This is a genomic window from Caulobacter sp. KR2-114 (assembly GCF_049446115.1).
Taxonomy (GTDB): domain Bacteria; phylum Pseudomonadota; class Alphaproteobacteria; order Caulobacterales; family Caulobacteraceae; genus Acaudatibacter.
This window is the reverse complement of sequence record NZ_JBMSEC010000008.1, coordinates 20,203-35,933: the sequence shown is the minus strand read 5'-3', so window position 1 is coordinate 35,933 and position 15,731 is coordinate 20,203. Positions and strand designations below refer to the sequence as shown.

14 protein-coding genes are annotated in these 15,731 nt (G+C 72.1%); 5 read left to right on the top strand and 9 right to left on the bottom strand.

What is annotated here, in order from left to right:
* The first annotated feature begins 25 nt into the window (after nucleotides 1–25).
* The gene (locus ACO2Q3_RS23875; RefSeq protein WP_423311262.1) at nucleotides 26–505 is read left to right on the top strand and encodes a hypothetical protein; all 480 of its coding nucleotides are present in this window, start codon (nucleotides 26–28) and stop codon (nucleotides 503–505) included.
* Between the two features lie 119 nt (nucleotides 506–624).
* Here the strand turns inward: ACO2Q3_RS23875 and ACO2Q3_RS23870 are convergent, their stop codons facing one another.
* The gene (locus tag ACO2Q3_RS23870) at nucleotides 625–2,055 is read right to left on the bottom strand and encodes an MFS transporter (protein WP_423311260.1); all 1,431 of its coding nucleotides are present in this window, start codon (nucleotides 2,053–2,055) and stop codon (nucleotides 625–627) included.
* 114 nt (nucleotides 2,056–2,169) lie between these two features.
* Here ACO2Q3_RS23870 and ACO2Q3_RS23865 point away from each other — a divergent pair, with 114 nt between their 5' ends.
* Complete coding sequence (locus ACO2Q3_RS23865) at nucleotides 2,170–2,772, top strand: helix-turn-helix transcriptional regulator (RefSeq protein ID WP_423311258.1); 603 nt, start codon at nucleotides 2,170–2,172, stop codon at nucleotides 2,770–2,772.
* Here ACO2Q3_RS23865 and ACO2Q3_RS23860 read toward each other — a convergent pair.
* The 5 genes from ACO2Q3_RS23860 to ACO2Q3_RS23840 all read right to left on the bottom strand — a co-directional run bounded on the left by ACO2Q3_RS23860 (nucleotide 2,769) and on the right by ACO2Q3_RS23840 (nucleotide 8,616).
* On the bottom strand, nucleotides 2,769–3,440 hold the full coding sequence (locus ACO2Q3_RS23860; protein ID WP_423311256.1) for a cytochrome b/b6 domain-containing protein: 672 nt from the start codon (nucleotides 3,438–3,440) through the stop codon (nucleotides 2,769–2,771). The two genes, ACO2Q3_RS23865 and ACO2Q3_RS23860, sit on opposite strands and share 4 nt — an antisense overlap.
* A 12-nt stretch (nucleotides 3,441–3,452) precedes the next feature.
* A complete protein-coding gene (locus ACO2Q3_RS23855; protein ID WP_423311255.1) occupies nucleotides 3,453–3,929 on the bottom strand; it encodes a c-type cytochrome in 477 nt (158 codons plus the stop codon).
* A 39-nt stretch (nucleotides 3,930–3,968) separates the two neighbouring features.
* The gene (locus ACO2Q3_RS23850) at nucleotides 3,969–4,814 is read right to left on the bottom strand and encodes a WecB/TagA/CpsF family glycosyltransferase (protein WP_423311254.1); all 846 of its coding nucleotides are present in this window, start codon (nucleotides 4,812–4,814) and stop codon (nucleotides 3,969–3,971) included.
* 58 nt (nucleotides 4,815–4,872) lie between these two features.
* Nucleotides 4,873–5,151 carry a SemiSWEET family sugar transporter gene (locus ACO2Q3_RS23845; RefSeq protein WP_423311253.1) on the bottom strand — a complete coding sequence of 93 codons (279 nt, stop codon included), beginning with the start codon at nucleotides 5,149–5,151 and terminating at the stop codon, nucleotides 4,873–4,875.
* 78 nt (nucleotides 5,152–5,229) lie between these two features.
* On the bottom strand, nucleotides 5,230–8,616 hold the full coding sequence (locus ACO2Q3_RS23840; RefSeq protein ID WP_423311252.1) for an autotransporter outer membrane beta-barrel domain-containing protein: 3,387 nt from the start codon (nucleotides 8,614–8,616) through the stop codon (nucleotides 5,230–5,232).
* 187 nt (nucleotides 8,617–8,803) lie between these two features.
* On the opposite strand from ACO2Q3_RS23840, the gene ACO2Q3_RS23835 reads away from it, so the two are divergent.
* The 3 genes from ACO2Q3_RS23835 (at nucleotide 8,804) to ACO2Q3_RS23825 (ending at nucleotide 12,704) form a co-directional block, all read left to right on the top strand.
* Nucleotides 8,804–10,201 (top strand): sensor histidine kinase, encoded by a 1,398-nt coding sequence (locus ACO2Q3_RS23835; RefSeq protein WP_423311251.1) that lies wholly within the window; start codon nucleotides 8,804–8,806, stop codon nucleotides 10,199–10,201.
* Nucleotides 10,202–10,261: 60 nt separating this feature from the next.
* Nucleotides 10,262–11,530 (top strand): phosphoribosylamine--glycine ligase, encoded by a 1,269-nt coding sequence (gene purD / locus ACO2Q3_RS23830; RefSeq protein ID WP_423311249.1) that lies wholly within the window; start codon nucleotides 10,262–10,264, stop codon nucleotides 11,528–11,530.
* A gap of 103 nt (nucleotides 11,531–11,633) precedes the next feature.
* Entirely contained in the window at nucleotides 11,634–12,704 is a 1,071-nt protein-coding gene (locus ACO2Q3_RS23825; RefSeq protein ID WP_423311247.1) for a phosphotransferase, read from the top strand.
* A gap of 23 nt (nucleotides 12,705–12,727) precedes the next feature.
* On the opposite strand, the gene lpxK is transcribed toward ACO2Q3_RS23825, so the two are convergent.
* From lpxK to ACO2Q3_RS23810, 3 genes are read right to left on the bottom strand one after another with little or no spacing between them, the layout of a single operon-like run.
* The gene (gene lpxK / locus ACO2Q3_RS23820) at nucleotides 12,728–13,753 is read right to left on the bottom strand and encodes a tetraacyldisaccharide 4'-kinase (RefSeq protein WP_423311245.1); all 1,026 of its coding nucleotides are present in this window, start codon (nucleotides 13,751–13,753) and stop codon (nucleotides 12,728–12,730) included.
* The gene (locus tag ACO2Q3_RS23815; RefSeq protein WP_423311243.1) at nucleotides 13,750–15,021 is read right to left on the bottom strand and encodes a 3-deoxy-D-manno-octulosonic acid transferase; all 1,272 of its coding nucleotides are present in this window, start codon (nucleotides 15,019–15,021) and stop codon (nucleotides 13,750–13,752) included. Before ACO2Q3_RS23815 ends, lpxK begins: the two co-directional genes overlap by 4 nt.
* Nucleotides 15,018–15,728: a lysophospholipid acyltransferase family protein gene (locus tag ACO2Q3_RS23810; RefSeq protein WP_423311241.1), complete on the bottom strand. Its 711-nt coding sequence runs from the start codon at nucleotides 15,726–15,728 to the stop codon at nucleotides 15,018–15,020. Before ACO2Q3_RS23810 ends, ACO2Q3_RS23815 begins: the two co-directional genes overlap by 4 nt.
* Nucleotides 15,729–15,731: the final 3 nt, after the last annotated feature.

The following is a 15,731-nucleotide window of genomic DNA, read 5'->3' as shown; positions in this document are numbered from 1 at the left end:
GGACCGGTCGCGGAGATCCAAGACCATGGCCGCTATCGCCAACCTGAACCGCACCCGCCGCCAGCGCGCCGCCACCGCCGCCGCCCCGGCCCGGGCGCCCATCGGGCGCCGTATGCCGCCCTCGGCGATGCTGATCAGCGTGGTGCTGGAGTACGCCGACCTGCGCGACGACATGGGCGGCGGCCGGGTGATGCTGCGGCTGTCGCCGATGCGCCTGGCCGAGGCGGAGATCCAGGCGATGCTGGCGGACGAACTCGGGCGCGCCGGCGACGTGGCGGTGATCTGGGACGAGCGCGAGGACGAGGTGTTCCGCGTGCTGGACGGCGGCGCCGCCAGCCCCACTGGGGTGTCGGCCAGTCTGCAGTCCGAGCCCTTCCACTACGACCAGCCGTCCGACGACGACAGGGATCAGGCGGACTACGGCGAGGACGACGAACTGGTGCTGACCCCTGCGGCGATGCGCTACCTGGCCGAACACGCCGCCCGCGGCGGTCGGCGTTGGTAATTTCACCCTCCCCCGAAGTGGGGAGGGACAGATCGCGAAGCGATCAGGGTGGGGGAGTGAGCCGCTGCCACAGATCTCGAAGGCGTCGTTGTCCAGGCGGGCGTTCCCCACCCTGGCGGCTACGCCGCCTGTCCCTCCCCATGAAGGGGAGGGCTGGCTGTGCCGCGCATCAGCCGCGCGGCGGCGAAGCAGCCGGCCAGGGCGAGGGGGATGAAGGCGGCGAACAGCCACGGTCCGGCAGCGGCGGCCCTGGCCACCGAGAAGTTGTGCGACAGGCCGAGCAGGTTGGCCAGCGCCCCGGCGGCCGCGGCTCCGACCGCTCCGCCGATCATCTGCATGGTCGGCACCGACGAGGCGCCGGTGGCCCGCTCGTCCTCGCTCAGCACCTGCAGCAGCCGCTGGGTGGCCAGCGACCAGGAGAGGCCAAATCCGGTTCCGAGCACCGTTCCCGCCAGGGCGACGAACCACGGCGTGGCGAAGTGGAAGCCGACCGCCAGCAGGGCGACCCCGGCGGTGATGGTCGCCGCGCCGGCGCGCACGAGGCCGGCGTGGCGTTCCTGAGGCTGGTGCGACACCAGGAAGGCCGCCGCGGTCCAGCCCACCGCCTCGGTGCTGACGACATAGCCGGCGGCCAGCGGCGACAGGCCGTAGAGCGACTGCAGCAGGGCCGCGCCATAGACGCCGAAGGCGGCGGCGGCCACCGCCATCAGGAAGATCATCGCGTAGCCGGCCCCGGCCGAGGAGCCGATCCGGTTGAGCGACGCGGGGGCCAGGCGCTCGCCGGGCAGGGCGTTGACCCGCGCCGCCAGCAGCAGGGTCGCCAGGCCGGCGCCCAGCAGCAGAGCCGGGGCGAGCTTGCCGCCGGCCACGTCGGCGGCCGCGATCAGGCCGATGGCCGTCGCCAGCAGGGCCAGGGTGCGGCCGGCGAAGCGGCGGCGATCCGGCTCGGCGGCGCGGGCGCTGCGCAGCAGGAAGGCGGCGGCGATGGCGAACGCCACCCCCTGGACGGCGAAGGTCCAGAACGCCCCCTGCCAGAAGCCGCTCTGGGCGAACAGGCCGCCCATCAAGGGCCCGACCACGGTGGCGACGCCCCAGGCGCCGGCCAGGATGCTGAACATCCGCGCCCACAGCCGCTCGGGAAACACCACGCCGATCGCCACATAGCAGAAGCCGGCGATCCAGCCGGCGCCGACGCCCTGCACCAGCCGGCCCAGCATGAACACCGGCGCCGACGGCGCCAGGGCGCTCATCGCGCAGCCGGCGGCATAGACCAGCGCCGCCACCGACGTCGCCCGCGCCAGGCCCACGCGCTCGGCGAGCTGGCCTGAGCTGGCGCCGGCGACGATGCAGCCGAACAGGTAGGCCGCCACCGCCCAGCCGAAATAGGCGTAGCCGCCCAGGCTCTGGCCGACGCTGGGCAGGATGGTGGCGGTGATCAGGGAGTCGGCGGCGTTCAGCCACACGCCCAGCACGATGGTCACCGTGCGCGCCGCAAGGTCGGGGTGCAGCAGGTCCCGCCAGGAGGCGGGGGGCGTCGGGGTATCCGTCATGCTTTGACAATCATGCGCTTGCTAAACTATGGTGCAGACCTAGGCCGGGGTTCCGGCTTTCGCAAGGGTGAAATTGCCAAAGGCCCGCGGTTGTCCCCAGCATCCGACAGTCTCATGACCAGCCTCAAGCTCGATGGTCCCCAGACCACCGAGGCGCTCGCGCAGCGCCTGGGCGTCAGCCGCCAGGCGGTGCGCCAGCAGGCGGACCGGCTCAAGGCCCAGGGCCTGATCGCCCACGTGGCCGAGAAGGGCCGGGTCGGCCGTCCCCGGTTCGTCTGGACCCTCGCCCCTGCGGGGCAGGCGGTGTTCCCGGACGGACATGCCGAGGCGCTGGTGGGGCTGATCGCCTCGGTGCGCGCCACTCTGGGCGAGGCGGCGCTGGACACCCTGATCGCCGACCGCGAGCGCCAGAGCCTGGCCGGCTATCGCGCGGCGCTGGCTGGCGCCGAAGGCCTTGCCGATCGGGTCGAGCGCCTGGCGCGGCAGCGCACGGCCGAGGGCTACATGGCGCAGGTGTTGACGGCGGACGACGGCGCCTTGGTGCTGGCCGAGAACCACTGCGCCATCTGCGCGGCGGCCAGCGCCTGCCAGGGATTCTGCCGCTCGGAACTGGCCATGTTCCGCGAGTTGCTGGGGGATGTGGCCGACGTCGAGCGCACGGAGCACATCCTGGCGGGCGCGCGGCGCTGCGCCTACCGGATCGCCCCGCGAGCCTAGACCGACCCGGTGAATCTCAGTCCGTGGGCGACGAACCAGGTCACCACGGCGACCACCGCCGCCAGGATCAGCGCCAGCAGGGGCGAGCCCCGCCGCACGTCGGACCAGCCGGCGCGGGCCGGCGTCCGCCCGGTGAGCATGGGCAGGATCAGCCGCTTGCGGCGCAGCTCATAGACGCCGATCGCCGCCAGGTGCAGGATCACCAGTCCCAGCAGGATGTTGAAGGTCAGGTGGTGCAGGTGGGCGATCTGCCGTCCCAGGTCGTTGTCGACGAACCGTGACATCGGGCCGCCCTCGATGAAGTCCTCGTCGACGCTGAACAGCCCCAGCCCGACCTGGACGCACAGCAGACCGATCAGCGCGACCACGCTGAGACCGCCCAGGGGATTATGTCCCGGCCCGGCGTAGCCTTGGCCCCGCACGTAGCCCAGGATGGCGCGCGGACCGCGCACGAAGCCGGCGAATCGCGCCGAACTGCTCCCGGCCACCCCCCAGGACAGCCGGAACAGCAGCAGCCCGAGGATCAGGTCGCCGGAGATCCGGTGCCAGGGCAGGTGATCGGTCTTGGCCGACCACCAGGAGAAGGCGAACAGGATCGCCAGCGCCCAGTGGATCAGGCGTGTCGGAACGTCCCAGACATAGAGGCTGGGCTTGCCGCCGTCAGACATGGTTCGGCCGGATCAGGAGTTCTCGGGGCCGCGGAACTTCTTGTGGCAGCCGCCGCAGGCCGCGCCGACCGCCTGCATTTGCGCGCCGACGCCGGCCATGTTGCCGGAGGCGGCGACGGTGTTCAGCTTGGCGGTCTCGGTGGCGAGGGTCTTGGCCGCAGCCGAGAACCCGGCCGGGTCGCTCCAGATCAGCGGCAGGGCGCGGGTCTTGACGCCGGATTCCGGGCCGCTGCCGGCGGGGAACCACGTAGGAAGGGCCGAGCCCAGCTGCGCCAGCTTGGCGGCGTTGGCCTTGACGATGGCGGCGTCGGGAGAGCCGGACTTCAGCTGGTCGCCGATCGCCTTGGCGGCGCCGCCCAGCTCCTTGAAGTGGTCGTGCCGCGCCTTGATCGTGTCAGCGGCGTTGAGGCCCGCGGCCAGGGCGGCCGTCGCGGCGAACACCACCGCCGTGGTCACGGCGACAGAACGAAATCCGGTCAGTTTCGCCAAGGCGCACCTCTCTCATCATGCCAGCCCCGCGGGGCCAAATCAGTTGGCAGAGGAGAGAGGCCAAACGCGCCCAGCGTCAACAGGAGCTTTTCTGGCAGGGGCCTTGCGGTGGCGGCCGAAGGCCCGGGCGAGATCGCCGAACGCCGCCCCGACCAGCGACCACGGCTCGACCAGATAGCGGTGGCCCAGGCGCAGCGGCTGGCTGACCAGGCGGAACAGCCACTCGAGGCCCACGCGACCCATCCAGCGGGGCGCGGCCACCTGGGCGCCGGCCTCGTAGTCGAAGGCGGCGCCCACGGAAAAGATCACGCCGCGGCGCAGGTCGGCGCGGTTGTCGGCGATCCATTGCTCCTGGCGCGGCATGCCCATGCCGACGAACAGGATGTCCGGCTCGAAGGCGGCGATCGAGGCCAGCACGCGCCGGTTCTCGGCGCTGTTGCGGCCGGCGTCGAAATAGCCGTCTCGGCAGGCCAGGGAGACGTTCGGCCAGGCCTTGGCGAGCTTGGCGCAGGCGGTCTCGGCCACGCCCGGGGCGCCGCCGAGGTAGAACACCCGCCAGCCGCGCGCGTCGGCCAGGCGCCAGAAGTCCTCGCGCCAGTCGAGGTAGGTGGAGCGGTGCTTCGCGCTGAGCGGCAGGCCCAGCAGCCTGGCCCAGGCGCCGATCGGCGTTGAGTCGAGCTGGATCAGGTCGGCGTCGTCGAAGAAGGCCTGCAGCGCGGGCTGCCGGCGCAGCAGCGCCAGGCTGTGCAGATTGTGGTTGGCGACCAGGGCCGCGCCGCCGGCGCCGGCGACGATATCAACGAAGCGCAGCATCTCCGGCGGGGTGATCACGTCGATCTCGCCGCCCAGGATGCGGATGCGCGGATGGGGCTCGCCTGCGTTCATGCGCCCACTTTAGGCCGCAGGCTTTGAGGCCGCGTTAGGAGGCGTGGTTAAGGTTCGCCTAAGCCGGCGCAGTGTCGCCGTAGCGCCAGGCCAGCGCCAGGATCGCCAGGCACATGGCCAGGCAGACAGCATTGCACAGGATCACCGGCCAGCGTCCGATCAGCACGCCATAGGTGGTCCACATCGTGAAGCCGGCGACGGAGACCAGGTACATGCGCCGGGAGACGGCGCTGGCGTCCTTCTCGCGCCAGATCTTGGTGAGCTGGGGGGCGAAGCTGACCATCGAACAGAGCGCCGCGGCGGCGCCCAGTCCGTCCGTAAGATATGAGGCGGCCATGGTCTGCTCCCGTCGACGACGAGGGAGCAACGGCGCCCCGATGGCCCGGTTCCCGCCGCGGATCTCCGCGGCGTGGCGTCAGAACATCGAGCGGCCGGACAGGAACAGGTTGTAGCGCTGCTCGCCGTCGCGGAAGTCGGCGTCGCCCTCCAGCGCCAGGTACGACAGGTTGGTGCCGCCCTTCAGCGAGAAGCCGACCGTGAACCAGCCGCCGGTGTCCGGCGCCCCGGTCAGGGTGAACGGCGTCGAGGAACTGGTGAACCGGGCGGTGGTGTCGCCCATGTCGCCGGAGAAGATCCGGCGATAGCCGCCGCGTATTTCCGGCCGCAGCCAGGTGGTGCGGCCGAACTGGGTGCCAAGCGTCACGATCGCCTCGCCCGACAGGCGGTGGCTGGAGCGGGCGCTGATCGCCAGGTCGAAGCCGTCTCCGCCGCCGGTCTCGGTGTGGCCGTTCTCGCGCAGGTACAGGTAGTCGGCGGAAAGCTCGGGCCGGGCATAGAAGCGGCCGAGATGCACCTCGTAGGCCGCGCCCACGTGGGCGTCGGCGAAATATCCGCCCCAGTTGGACAGCGCCCGCCGCTGGACGCCGGTGTAGACCAGCTGGCGGTCTTCGTTGAAGAAGGCGTAGCCGCCAGCGCCGCGCGCCGAAATTCGCAGGCCGCCGATCGCCCGGCGGTAGTAGCCGCCCAGCTCCAGCAGCGAGCCTACGGTGTGCTCGCCGACGGCCGCGGCCGAGTCGCGGTCCTGGATGTTCAGGTAGGAGAAGGTCACGCCCAGCGCGCCGCCGCCGGCGCCCATGTGCTCCCAGCCGCCGACCACGCCGAACAACTGGCTCTGCGAGCCGAGGGTGGCGCCGCTGCCGCGCTTCACGCGCTCGTTGACCTCCTGCAGCCACAGGCTGGAGCCGGCCACGCGGGTGCCGGCGTCCGGGGTCTGGGCCGTAAGGGCGGCCACCGACTGGGTGGCCTGGTCCAGGGTGTCGAACACCCCCTGGCCCTGGTCGGGCAGCATCTGGTCGTAGACGGTGATCAGGCCAGACTTGGTGGTCTGCGCCAGCACCGCCTTCTGGATGTCGCTGTCCTGCAGCAGGGCGTTGAACACCTCGCTGTAGGCCTGCGATTCGGCGGTGTTGAAGCCGAGCTGGGCCGCCGTCTTGCGGCTCACCGTCAGCACCACCTTGTCGGCGTCGGCCGCCGTGGCGCCGGCCTGGTAGCTGGCGGTGGCGGAGAACAGGTAGGGGGCGTTGGCCAGCTGGCCGGTGTTGAAGGTCGACGCGCTGATCGAGCCCTGCTTGACCCCGCCCGCGATCGCGGTTTCCAGCACTGTGTACTGCTGGGTCAGGTTGGTCTGCAGGCTCTGCAGGGTCAGGCCCAGGGTGGCCCCGGCGCCGATCACCGAATTGCCGGTGGTGACGAAGTCGGTGTTCTTGTTGTTGGCGGGGTCCGCCGCGAACAACAGGGTGCCGTTGGAGCTGACGTTCACCGCGGTGGCGTTGATCGCCGCGGCGTTGGTGACGCTCAGCTGGCCGCGCCCAAGGTTCACCGTCAGGGTGCCGCCGGTGTCGGTGATCGCGCCGGTGACCGAGGTCACCCGCGGCGTGGTCTCGCCCGTTACCGGATTGGCGCTGCCGTCGATGGTCAGGGTGTTGTTGCCCGCCCCGAAGGCGATCGCGCCCGTGACCTTGCCCGCCTGGATGTTGACCGTGTCGTCGCCCGATCCCAGCAGGATGTCGCCGGTGATGGACGGCGCTGCGGCGGCCGTGGTCGTGGTGGTCGTCGTGCCGGTGACGATGTCCGGCCCCTGGGCCTGGGTGATGGTCTCGGCGTGGGTCCCGGCCGAAAGGTCGATGGCCACCGTGGTCAGATTGGTGGACGCCACCACCGGATCGGAGGTGGTCGAGGCGCTGATCGTCTGCAGCACGCTGGCGGTGATGCTGCCGGTGTTGGCGACGTTGACCAGGGTGCCGGACTGGTCGCGGATGGCGTAGGCCGAGCCGATGGTGCCGGAAACGGTCGGCGCGATGGTGCCCGTCACCAGGGCGATCACGGCTCCGGAGTTGGTGAAGCTGGCCACGTTGCCGCCGGCGTTGATCTGCAGCGCCGTCGAGGTGGGGCGCGCGCCCGGGTCGGTGGTGTAGCTGTCGGTCGAGGTGGCGGTCAGCGAGCCGTCGTTGACGATCTGGGCCGCCGAGCCGCCTGTGGTCACGCGAATGGCGGTGGAGTTGGCGTCCAGCGCCGCGGCGCTGATGGTGCCGGTGTTGTGCATCCCGCCCTGGATCACGGACGATCCGGTGGTGTCGCCGGTGACCCCGATCTCCACCGCAGTGGCCGACACCGGCCCGGGCAGGTTGGGCGTGGTGATGACGTCGTAGATCCCCGCGGCCGAGATGGTGCCCTGGTTGACGAAGCCGTAGTTGGTGTCGCCCGAGGTCAGCTTGCCGAGGGTCACGTTGACGCCCTGGGCGCCGATCTTCATCGCCGGGGCCGAGCCGTAGACCAGGATCGAGCCGGCCTGGTTGGCGTCGGGGATGTTGTTGTTGTCGCTGTCCGGCTTGGTGGAGTCGGCGTTCTTCACCGGCCCGACGACGATCACGCCCTGGCCGACGCTGGCGCCGATGACCACCGCCGAGCCGCTCTGCTGCAGTTCGTCCGCCGTATAGGTCGCCAGGGTCGCGGTGGTGGTGGTCGGCGAGATGGTGCGATAGCCGGTGGTGGTCACCGCGCCGTTGAACACCACGGCGCCGCCGACGTTGCCCAGCACCGACACGCCCGTGGCGCCGACGCCGGTCGCCGAGACCGCCGCCACCGTCACATTGCCGTCCACCTTGCCGGTGGGGGCGATGGCGATGCCGATGGCGTTGTTGCCGGTGACCGATATCGAGCCGGCCGTGTAGGTGCTGCTGCTGCTCGAGGTGATCGGCAGCGGCGAGACCGTGAAGCTCTGCAGCGATCCGTTCAGCTCGGACTCGATCGAGATGCCGACCGCGCCGTTGCCCTGCAGGGTGATCGTGCCGGTGTTGGTGATGTTGCCGGTGAAGGCGGGGCCACTGCCGGCGACCAGCTCGATGCCCTTGCCGCCGGTCTGCTTGGAGAACACCCCGTCGACGACGCCGTCCGAATTGGTGTCGGTGGCCGCATAGGTCTCGGTGATCGAGATCACGCCGGTGCTGGTGATCGAGCCGGTGTTGCCGCCCTTGGCCAGGACCGCGACCGCATTGTCGACGTCCTTGAAGGTGATCGAGCCTTCGATGGTCAGCTTGTTGCTGCTGTCGATGGTGACGGCGGGCGCGGTGTTGTTGGCCGGATTGATCGAGCCGCCGGTGGCGATGTCGATGTCGCCCGCGGCGGTCGTGGCCAGCGGGGTGGTCGTGGAACTGCTCACGCTGGTGGCCGCGTGCGCCGAGGCGCCGAGCACGGCCAGCAGGGGGGCGGCGGCGACTGCCGCGACGAGGGACCTACGCATCATCAGAACGGATTCTCTCTCGCCGCATCTCAGGCCCGAAGAGGGGCCCGCCTATTACGACCGCAATTGGGCGCCTTTCAAGGTGGCTCGGCTTTTCCCGCAAAAGCCGTTGCCGGTGTCATGCGCACGACACATCTTTCAATGATGTGAGGCTTTTCGCCGGGGAATGAGATTCGCGAATCATAACGCCGTGTCCGAACCCGCCCCCTTGCCCGAAGACCAGCCCAGAGCGCCCTGGCGCGCCGGCCTAGCCGCGGTGATCGCCGCAGCGGGCGTGGTGCTGGGCGTGACGCTGCACATGGGCGGGATCGGCGGCCTGGCGGTAGCCGCCGCCGTGGCCCTGGCGGTGTTCGTCACGGTGACCCGGCGGCCACCCTCGCGGCCGATCGTCCCGGTCGCCCCGCCGGCCGTCGCCGAGGCGCCCCGGCCTGCGGATCTGGTTCCGCCCTTCGACCGCACCGTCGAGATCCTGCCTGATCCGCTGCTGCTGGTGACGGGGATGGATCCGGACGACCTGATCGACCGCCGCTTCGTCTACGCCAACGCCGCCGCCCGCGAACTCTTCCGCATCACCCGCGGCTCGGGTCCCCTCGCCACGGCGGTGCGCGCGCCGGAGGTGCTGGAGGCGGTGGACGAGGCTCTGTTCGGCGCGGTCACCGGCGAGGCCGCCTATCAGCCCGGGGGCGCCCAGGATCGCATCTGGCGGGCCATGGCCCAGCCGCTGGCCACCGAGCCGGACGCCCCGCGGCTGGCGCTGCTGATCTTCCGCGATGAGACCGAGGTGCGCCGGGCCGAGCGCACCCGCGCCGACTTCCTGGCCAACGCCAGCCACGAACTGCGCACGCCCCTGGCGTCGCTGGCGGGGTTCATCGAGACGTTGCGCGGCCACGCGCGCGAGGACGAAAACGCGCGCGACAAGTTCCTGGCCATCATGCAGGTCCAGGCTGAGCGCATGCGCCGGCTGATCGAGGACCTGATGTCCCTGAGCCGAATCGAGCTGAACGAGCACGTGCCGCCGTCCGGCAAGGTGGACGTGGCCCTGGCGGCCGTCGACGTGCTGGACGCCCTTGGCCCGATCGCCGCGGAGCGCTGCCTGAGCTTCCGCCAGAGCCTGCCGCCGCGCGGCGTGGCGGTTGTCGGCGGCGACCGCGACCAGATCCTGCAGGTGATCCAGAACCTGGTGGAGAATGCGATGAAATATTCGCCCAGCCGGGGCGAGGTGACCCTGGAGATGCGCCTGGACCTGGACGCCGCCGAGGCTGGCGCGCCGCGGGCCTCGGGTGGCGCGCACCTGTCGCTGCTGACCCCCGACCATGCGGCCGGCCTGAAATACGTGGCGTTGACCGTGCGCGATTCCGGCCCGGGCATAGCCCGCGAGCACCTGCCGCGGTTGACCGAGCGCTTCTATCGGGTCGAGGGCCAGAAGAGCGGCGGCGAACGCTCCGGCACCGGCCTGGGCCTGGCCATCGTCAAGCACATCATGAACCGCCATCGCGGCGGGCTGATGGTGGAGAGCGTCGAGGGCGCCGGCGCGGCCTTCACCGTCTACTTCCCCACCGCCGTCGCGGCGGTGCAGGCGGCGGCCTGAACGGCCCCGTTCCACCGGCTCGCGCTTGACCGGCCCGTCGGCGCGGGTCAAACGCGCCGCATGAACATCCTGGTCGTCGGATCGGGCGGGCGCGAACACGCCCTGGCCTGGAAGATCGCACAGTCGCCGCTGCTGAGCCGCCTGGTCTGCGCGCCCGGCAATCCCGGCATGGCGACGCTCGGTGAGACGCGCGACGTCAAGGCGACCGACGTGGCCGGCCTGCTCGCCCTGGCCCGCGAGATCGCCGCCGACCTGGTGGTGATCGGGCCGGAGACCGCGGTGGCGGCGGGTCTGTCGGACGCCCTGGCGCAGGCCGGCATTCCCTGTTTCGGCCCCAGCGCCTACGCCGGTCAGCTGGAGACCTCGAAAGCCTTCACCAAGGCCTTCGCCGACCGCCACGGCCTGCCCACCGGCCGCTACGGGGTGTTCGAGGCGGCCGCCCCCGCCAAGGCCTTCCTGGCCGGCTTCACGGCGCCCTATGTGATCAAGGCCGACGGCCTGGCCGCCGGCAAGGGCGTGGTGATCGCCCAGACCCTGGACGAGGCCGAGGCGGCGATCGACGACTGCCTGGGCGGCCGCTTCGGCGCCTCCGGCGCGCGGGTGGTGATCGAGGAATATCTCGAGGGCGAGATCGCCTCGGTGTTCGCCCTGTGCGACGGCGCCGCCAGCCTGCTGTTCGGCGGCGTCCAGGACCACAAGCGTGTGTTCGATGGCGAAAGGGGCCCCAACACCGGCGGCATGGGCACATACGCGCCGGCGCCGGTACTGTCCGACGCCGTCATCGACGCCACGCGCCGCACCCTGATCGAGCCCGCCTTCGCCGGCATCGCCGCCGAGGGCGCGCCGTACCGCGGCGTGATCTTCTGCGAGATCATGGTCACCGCCGACGGCCCGAAGCTGATCGAGTTCAACGTCCGCTTCGGCGACCCGGAGTGCCAGGTGCTGATGCTGCGGCTGCAAAGCGACCTCGTGCCCTACCTCCTGGCCTGCGCGCACGGGCGGCTGGCCGAGGCGACGGCGCCGGTCTGGCGCGACGAGGCGGCGATCTGCGTGGTGCTGGCCGCCGAGGGCTATCCGGGCGCGCCGCGCACCGGCGACGAGATCCGCGGCGCGGAGGCCGACCTGGGGGAGGGCGTCACCCTGTTCCATGCCGGCACGGCGCGGCGCGCCGACGGCGCCCTGGTCTCGGCCGGCGGCCGGGTGTTGAATGTCTGCGCCCTGGGCAAGGACCTGCGGCAGGCGCGCGATCGCGCCTACGCCGCCATCGAACGGATTGACTGGCCTGCCGGCTTCTGCCGCTCCGACATCGGCTGGCGGGCGCTGGCGTAGGAAATTTCGAAAGACGGTATGTTCGGCCCGGGCAGCGGCTTGGCAAGGCGTCACCCGGCTCGGTAAGGTGATTTCAAACAAGCGTAAGAGACGAGGGACGGCCATGGCGGATGCGGCGGAACAGGCGCGCGAGCAGCAGAACACCGGCACCAAGGAGGTCGCCGAAAGCCACCGTTTCGACGAGAGCCGGCTGGACGCCTGGCTGCAGGCGAACGTCGAGGGTTACGCCGGGCCGCTGGAGGTGCGCCAGTTCAAGGGCGGCCAGTCCAACCCGACCTATCAGCTGATCACCCCGGCCAAGAAGTACGTGATGCGCCGCAAGCCGCCGGGCAAGCTGCTGCCCTCGGCCCATGCCGTCGACCGCGAGTACCGGGTGATCTCCGCCCTCGGCCCCACCGGCTTTCCCGTGCCCCGGACCTATGGCCTGTGCCAGGACGAGGGCGTGATCGGCACCATGTTCTATGTGATGGACATGGTCGAGGGCCGCATCCTGTGGGACCAGACCCTGCCGCAGTACCAGCCGGCCGAGCGCCACGCGATCCACATGGCGGCTCTGAAGACGCTCGCCGACCTGCACAACACCGACTACCAGGCCATCGGCCTCGAGGGCTTCGGCCGTCCCGGCAACTACATGCTGCGCCAGATCGACCGCTGGACCAAGCAGTACAAGGCCTCCGAAACCCAGCACATCGAAACCGTCGAGAAGCTGATCGAGTGGCTGCCGCGCACCTGCCCGCCGGACGATGCGACCTCGATCGTGCATGCCGACTACCGGCTGGACAACATGATCATGCACCCCACCGAGCCGCGGGTGATCGCGGTGCTGGACTGGGAACTGTCGACCCTCGGCAACCCGCTCGCCGACTTCACCAACCTGCTCATGCAATGGGTCAACGGCTCGATCGCCGCCCTCCCGGACCTGAAGGCGCACGGCATCCCGACCATGGACGAGTACGTCGCCGAGTACTGCCGGCTGACCAATCGTGACGGCCTGCCGGACCTCAACTGGTACTTCGCCTACAACATCTTCCGCCTGGCTGGGATCATCCAGGGCATCGTCGGCCGCGCCCGCGACGGCACGGCCAACAGCCCGCAGGCCGCGGCCATGGCCGACCGGGTGCCGATGCTGGGCGACGCCGCCTGGAAGTTCGCGCAGAAGGCCGGCGCGGTCTGAGGATCGGGGCGGGGGCCTTTGCCCTACAGCCCCGCGCCCGTCAGCAGCGCATCCAGCGCCGCCTCGTCGTCGAACCGCGCGCGCACGGGCCAGGGCGTGACCTTCGCGCGCCAGGCCGGCGGCAGCCGCGCCCAGTCCTTCTCGCTGGTCACAAGGCCCGCGCCGGAGGCCCCGGCGCGACGCTCCAGGAAGCGCAGCACGCCCTCCGGGATGCGCTGGTGGTCGGCGAAGGGGGCGAAGTCCACCAGCTGGCAGCCGGCCGCCCGGAGTGCGGCTTCCACCTTCCACGGCTTGCCGACGCCCGCGAACCCCAGTTGCGGCCCCGCGGGCGGCGGGCCGACGGGCTGCAGATGGGCGGTGAGCACGGGCTTGCCGGCAAACAGGTTCAGCAGCGCCGGGTCCGCGTCCGCGAGGTCGGCTGGCAGCAGCACGACCACCGCATCGGCCCGCTCCAGCCCCGCCGCCAGCGGCTCGCGCATCGGCCCCGCGGGAAACACCGCGCCGTCGCCGAACGGCCATTCCTCGTCCCGGGTCTCGCCGTCCACCACCACCAGCGACATGGTCTTCCTCAGGGCCGGGTTCTGGAAGCCGTCGTCCTGGACGATCGCCTGCGCCCCGGCGGCCACCGCGGCGAGGGCGCCGGCCGTCCGGTCGCGGGCCACCCAGACGGTGAGCCGATCCCCGCCCTGGCCGCCCATGGCCAGCATCAGCGGCTCGTCGCCCACGTCCGCGGCGGTATGGGTCTGCGGGTCCACCCTGACCGGCCCCTTCAGCGCCCCGCCGTAGCCGCGCGACAGCACCGCCGTCGCCCATCCGCGGGCGGCCAGCCGCAGGGCGAGGGCGCGGGCCACCGGGGTCTTCCCGGTCCCGCCCAGGGTCAGGTTGCCCACGCAGATCACCGGCGCGCCGGGGTCGACGGGTTGCCCTTGGGCCAGCCGCCGGGCCGTCGCCCAGGCCCAGATCCACGAGGCCGGCCGCGCCAGCAGCCGGGTCACGCGCATCGGCGCGCCTTCGCGCACGTACCACCAGCGCGGCGTGGCCAGCCTCATGTCGCCGCCACGAACGGTTCGAGCGCGGCCCAGCTCTCGGCCAGCGCGGCGCGGCGGGCCGTCGCGAAGGCCAGGGCCTCGGCGGCGAGCGCGCGGCGGGCGGTCTCATCGCCGACCAGGGCGGCGAGGGTTCGCCCAGGCTCGCCGGCCGTCTCGCCCGTGATCGCCACGCCCCCGGCCGCTGCAAGGCCGTCGTAGAGCGCCTGGAAGTTGCCGATGTGCGGTCCGGACACGATCGCCAGGCCAAGCCGGGCCGGTTCCAGCGGATTGTGACCGCCGACGCCCGGGACCAGGCTGCCGCCGACCACGGCCAGGTCGGCCAGACGGTAGAACAGGCCCAGTTCGCCGAGGGTGTCGGCCAGGTAGACGTCTGTCTCCGCTCCCGGCGTCTGGCCGTGGCTGCGCCGGGCGATGCGACGCGGGGCCAGGGCGGCGGCGATGGCGTCGGCCCGGGCCGGGTGGCGCGGGACGATGATCAGCAGCGGCCGGGGCGCCGGCAGCCTGTCGACGGCGTCGGCGACAATCGCCTCCTCGCCCGCGTGGGTGCTGGCCGCCAGCAGCACGAAGCGGCCGGCGGTCGCGGCGCGCAGGGCCGCCAGCGCGGCGTCGTCGGCCGGCAGAGGCTCGCCCGCGTCCTTGAGGTTCAGCCGTCCGTCGACCGGCCGCCCGATCGCCGCCAGCCGCGCGGCCGTGGCCTCGTCCTGCGCCAGCACGAGATCGAATGCGCCCAGCAGCCGCCGCGCCGCGGCCGGCGCCTTGCGCCATCGCGCGGCGCTGGCTTCGCTGACCCGCGCCGAGACCAGCGCCAGTCGAACGCCCGCCTGCCGCGCGCCGAGGATCAGGTTCGGCCACAGTTCGCTCTCGACGAACAGGCCGAGCTCCGGCCGCCAGTGGGCGAGGAAGCGCCGCACCGCGCCGGGCGTGTCCATCGGGGCGTACTGGTGCATCGCGCCGGGCGGCAGGCGGGCGGCGACGACCTCGCCCGCCGTGCGCGTCCCCGTGGTGACCAGCAGGCTGATGTCCGCGCGCCGGGCGCGCAGCCCGTCGACCAGCGCCAGGGCCGAGATGGCCTCGCCGACGCTGACCGCGTGAATCCAGGCCAGCGGCCCCGGCGGGCGGTCCAGGCCCGGGCGACCCAGCCGCTCGCCCAGTCGGGCGGGATCCTCCTTGCCGCGCCGCACCCGGGCCCGCAGCAGCAGCCCGGCCGCCGGCGCGGCCAGCGTCGTGGCGGCGCGGTAGAGCGCCAGGCTGAACGGGCGGTCGCTCAAGCCGGGCGGCCCAGCAGGGCGCCGGCGCGCGCCTGGGCGGCGTTCAGCCGCGCCTCCCAGGCCTGCCGGGTGGCTTCGACCGTGGCGTCGTCGGCGTCCGGCGCGATGCGCAGCGGGCCGTCGGCCACCAGGGCGGCGCGCGAGAACGGCAGGGGGATGCGCGCGGCGTCCCAGCTGCGCGGGGCGATGGCCGGGGCGCTGTCGAAGCCGCACAGCATCACCGGCGCGCCGGTGAGCCTTGCCAGCCGCACCGCGCCTTCCGACATCCGCTGCTTCGGACCGCGCGGACCGTCCGGGGTGACCAGAGCCGCGGCGCCCTCCCGCACCGCCTGCAACAGCGCCCAGAACGCCTGCGCCCCGCCCTTCGAGGCGACCCCGTCGCCGCCGGCCGCGATCCTGGCGGTGGAGCCGCGGATCGTCGGCACGCCCACCCACGCCGCCGCCCGGGCGATGAAGCCGCCGTCGCGCGACAGCGACACCAGGGCGTAGCGCGGCTTGTCGCCCAGCAGGCCGCGACTGACCGCGGCGGTGACGATGCGGCCATGCCAGAACAGCACGATCAGCCCCTCGGGGGAGGCCAGCAGGGCGTCGCGCGCCTCCAGGCCTTCGCGCCGCCAGCGCAGGGTGATCATCAGCAGTCGCAGATAGCCCGCCGTCAGCACCGCCAGCAGGGTCTGCACGGCCGCCAGCCGCATCCACCGCTTCATGCC

What these genes read in the sequence shown, in the direction of transcription:
- ACO2Q3_RS23875 (WP_423311262.1), top strand. Translation starts at nt 26, where the DNA reads ATGGCCGCTATCGCCAACCTGAACCGCACCCGCCGCCAGCGCGCCGCC.
- ACO2Q3_RS23840 (WP_423311252.1), bottom strand. Translation starts at nt 8,616, where the DNA reads ATGATGCGTAGGTCCCTCGTCGCGGCAGTCGCCGCCGCCCCCCTGCTG.
- ACO2Q3_RS23870 (WP_423311260.1), bottom strand. Translation starts at nt 2,055, where the DNA reads ATGACGGATACCCCGACGCCCCCCGCCTCCTGGCGGGACCTGCTGCAC.
- ACO2Q3_RS23850 (WP_423311254.1), bottom strand. Translation starts at nt 4,814, where the DNA reads ATGAACGCAGGCGAGCCCCATCCGCGCATCCGCATCCTGGGCGGCGAG.
- ACO2Q3_RS23825 (WP_423311247.1), top strand. Translation starts at nt 11,634, where the DNA reads ATGGCGGATGCGGCGGAACAGGCGCGCGAGCAGCAGAACACCGGCACC.
- ACO2Q3_RS23845 (WP_423311253.1), bottom strand. Translation starts at nt 5,151, where the DNA reads ATGGCCGCCTCATATCTTACGGACGGACTGGGCGCCGCCGCGGCGCTC.
- ACO2Q3_RS23865 (WP_423311258.1), top strand. Translation starts at nt 2,170, where the DNA reads ATGACCAGCCTCAAGCTCGATGGTCCCCAGACCACCGAGGCGCTCGCG.
- lpxK (WP_423311245.1), bottom strand. Translation starts at nt 13,753, where the DNA reads ATGAGGCTGGCCACGCCGCGCTGGTGGTACGTGCGCGAAGGCGCGCCG.
- ACO2Q3_RS23810 (WP_423311241.1), bottom strand. Translation starts at nt 15,728, where the DNA reads ATGAAGCGGTGGATGCGGCTGGCGGCCGTGCAGACCCTGCTGGCGGTG.
- ACO2Q3_RS23860 (WP_423311256.1), bottom strand. Translation starts at nt 3,440, where the DNA reads ATGTCTGACGGCGGCAAGCCCAGCCTCTATGTCTGGGACGTTCCGACA.
- purD (WP_423311249.1), top strand. Translation starts at nt 10,262, where the DNA reads ATGAACATCCTGGTCGTCGGATCGGGCGGGCGCGAACACGCCCTGGCC.